Genomic DNA, 3,455 nt, shown 5'->3' on the forward strand with positions numbered 1-3,455 from the left:
GGCGCCGCCCGTCGCGGCGCGGGTTGGCGCCTGCTGGGACCGGCGCTTCCGGCTGGTCGGGCCGGGCGGCGCCGGGTGGTGGCTCGGGGCGCTTGGGGATGGCGCGGCAGGGTTGCGGGGCCGGTCCGCCCTGCCATCGGCGGTGCTGCGGGCGCTGCCCGCCATCCGGGACCCGCACGGCGCGCTGGCCGCGGTGCCAATGCTGGACTATCCTTCATCCGAGGCCTGCCGGTCCTTCGCGATGATCTTCGCGCCGGGGGCGGGCGGAGAGTTTTCGGCGCGGCCATTCAAGGGTGGTCAACCCGACCTTATGTGTAGTGCCAACGCCAGGGGGAACGATCCCTCCGGCACGGAGACGGACAACCGCACGTGAATAATTTCGGCCGGAATCTCGCGCTCTGGGTGATCGTCGCCCTGCTGCTGGTGGCGCTGTTCAATCTGTTCCAGCCTTCGGGCGGCGGACGGACGAGCGCCCAGCAGGTGGCCTATTCGGACTTCCTGAACGAGGTGAATGCCGGCCATGTGCGCGAGGTCTCGATCCAGGGCCGCACGCTGACGGGCCAGCTGAGCGACGGGCGGTCCTTCCAGACCTACACGCCGGAAGATCCCGCGCTGGTCTCGCGCCTGACCGAGAAGAACGTGCGCGTCGTGGCGCGGCCCGAGGAAAGCGACGTCAACCCGCTGCTGCACTACCTGATGTCCTGGTTCCCGATGCTGCTGCTGATCGGCGTCTGGATCTTCTTCATGCGCCAGATGCAGGGCGGCGGCGGTCGCGCCATGGGCTTCGGCAAGTCCAAGGCCAAGCTGCTGACCGAGAAGCAGGGCCGCGTCACCTTCGAGGACGTGGCCGGCATCGAGGAAGCCAAGGGCGAGCTCGAGGAGATCGTGGACTTCCTGCGCGACCCGCAGAAGTTCCAGCGCCTGGGCGGCAAGATCCCGAAGGGTGTGCTGCTGGTGGGTCCGCCGGGCACCGGTAAGACGCTGCTCGCGCGGTCCGTCGCGGGCGAGGCGAACGTGCCCTTCTTCACCATCTCGGGCTCCGACTTCGTCGAGATGTTCGTGGGCGTCGGCGCGTCGCGCGTGCGCGACATGTTCGAACAGGGCAAGAAGAACGCGCCCTGCATCATCTTCATCGACGAAATCGACGCGGTCGGCCGGCATCGTGGCGCAGGCCTAGGCGGCGGCAACGACGAACGCGAGCAGACACTCAACCAGATGCTGGTCGAGATGGACGGCTTCGAGAGCAACGAGGGCGTCATCATCATCGCGGCCACCAACCGGCCGGACGTGCTCGACCCCGCGTTGCTGCGCCCGGGCCGCTTCGACCGCCAGGTGGTGGTGCCCAACCCCGACGTGAACGGGCGCGAGAAGATCCTGCGCGTGCACATGCGCAAGGTGCCGCTGGCCTCCGACGTCGACCCGAAGGTGATCGCGCGCGGCACGCCGGGCTTCTCGGGTGCGGACCTCGCGAACCTGGTGAACGAGGGTGCGCTGCTCGCCGCGCGCACCGGCCGGCGCACCGTGGGCATGGCCGAGTTCGAGGCCGCCAAGGACAAGGTGATGATGGGCGCGGAGCGCCGGTCGCTGGTGATGTCCGAGGACGAGAAGCGCATGACCGCCTACCACGAGGCGGGCCACGCGCTGGTCGCGATGCACGAGCCGGAATGCGACCCGGTCCACAAGGCGACCATCATCCCGCGCGGGCGCGCGCTGGGCCTCGTGATGTCGCTGCCGGCCGGGGACCGCTATTCCAAGCACAAGTCCAAGCTGAAGTCCGAACTCGCCATGGCGATGGGCGGGCGCGTCGCCGAGGAACTGATCTTCGGCGCGGACAAGGTCAGCAACGGCGCGTCTGGCGACATCAAGATGGCGACCAGCCAGGCGCGCATGATGGTCATGGAATGGGGCATGTCGGACGTGATCGGCATGATCGCGTACGGCGACAACAGCCAGGAGGTCTTCCTCGGCCACTCGGTCACGCAGACCAAGAACCTGTCCGAGGAGACGGCGCGCAAGATCGACGGCGAGATCCGCGCCATCATCGACAGCGCCTATGCCCGGGCCAAGACCATCCTGTCCGAGCACATGGACGAGCTGCACCTGCTGGCCAAGGGCCTGCTGGAGCACGAGACGCTGTCCGGCGACGAGATCAGGCTGGTGATCCGCGGCGAGCCGATCGTGCGCAACCGTCCGGACGAACCGGTGAACATGGGCCGCGGCTCCGTGCCCTCGTCCGGGCGCCCGACCACGCCGCGCCCGCCGGGCCTCAACCCGGGGCCCGCGCCGGCAACCTGAGCGGGGCCTCTGGACACACGGATCGGGCGCGCTATGCCAGGCGCGCCCTTTCTGTTTCTGGTGTCCTGCCTCATGCCCATCGCCTGCTATCGCTTTGCAGAGGCCTCCCGGCCCTTGCGGGCAGTCCTTGGCGTCGGCCGATGTGCCCCGGCGGCGGCGAGGCCTGCCGTGGCGGCGCCCCGCCCATGACGCGCTTCATCGAACCTCTTGGCCTGCTCACCGGCCCGGTCGCCTTCCACGCGCTGCGCGAGGGCTATGCCTTGCCCCTGCAGGGCGGCGACATCGCCTTCGCCTTCGTGCGCCTGATCGAGGATGGCGAGGACCTGGGCGTCGGCCCCATCCGCGAGGTGCCGGAGGACTGGCACGACGCCCTGCACGCCATCGCCGAGCGCGTGGCCCCCTTCGCCGGCCTTCCGCCTGATCGCCCGCTGGTGATGGGCGTGGTGAACGTGACGCCCGACAGCTTCTCCGATGGCGGGCGGCATTTCGACCTGCAGCGTGCCATCGCCGCCGGCCACGCCATGCTGGAGGCCGGGGCCGATATCCTCGACATCGGCGGCGAATCGACGCGCCCCGGCGCGGGAGCGGTGACGCCCGAGGAGGAGATGGCGCGCGTGCTGCCGGTGGTGCGCGAACTGGCCAAGGCTGCGCCGGTCAGCATCGACACGCGCAATGCCGCGACGATGGCGGCCGCGCTCGAGGCCGGGGCTGAGATCGTGAATGACGTCTCGGCGCTGCGCCATGATCCGGCCGCGCTGGCGCTGGTGGCGCGGTCCCAGGCGCCGGTGATCCTGATGCACATGCCCGGCGACGACCCGGCGACCATGCAGTCGCTCGCGCGCTATGACGACGTGGCGCTCGAGGTGGCGGGTTTCCTGCGCGACCGCATTGCGACCTGCGAGGCGCTGGGCATTCCGCGCGGGCGGATCGCGATCGATCCCGGGATCGGCTTCGGCAAGACCATCGCGCACAACCTGGCGTTGATCGACCGGCTGCCGCTGCTGGCCGCGCTGGGCTGCCGGGTGGTGCTCGGTGCCTCGCGCAAGCGGTTCATCGGCACGCTCTCGGGCGTCGAGGAGGCGGGCCAGCGCGTGCCCGGCAGCATCGCCGCCGCGCTGGCCGGTGCCGCGCGCGGCGCGTCGGTGCTGCGCGTCCACGAC

Annotated in this window: 2 protein-coding genes and 1 pseudogene; all 3 read left to right on the forward strand. The window is 70.3% G+C overall.

What is annotated here, in order from left to right:
* Window positions 1-373, forward strand: a pseudogene (locus tag HW578_RS28045) (hypothetical protein); the annotation flags it as partial.
* On the forward strand, window positions 370-2,295 hold the full coding sequence (gene ftsH / locus HW578_RS24555) for an ATP-dependent zinc metalloprotease FtsH (protein WP_198373331.1): 1,926 nt from the start codon (window positions 370-372) through the stop codon (window positions 2,293-2,295). The pseudogene HW578_RS28045 and the gene ftsH, both read left to right, overlap by 4 nt.
* Before the next feature lie 185 nt (window positions 2,296-2,480).
* Window positions 2,481-3,455, forward strand: a 975-nt coding sequence (gene folP, locus HW578_RS24560) for a dihydropteroate synthase (RefSeq protein ID WP_198373332.1), incomplete at its 3' end; no start/stop codon positions are given.

The organism is Roseomonas rosulenta (genome assembly GCF_016106005.1).
In the GTDB taxonomy this organism is placed as follows: Bacteria; Pseudomonadota; Alphaproteobacteria; order Acetobacterales; family Acetobacteraceae; genus Neoroseomonas; species Neoroseomonas rosulenta.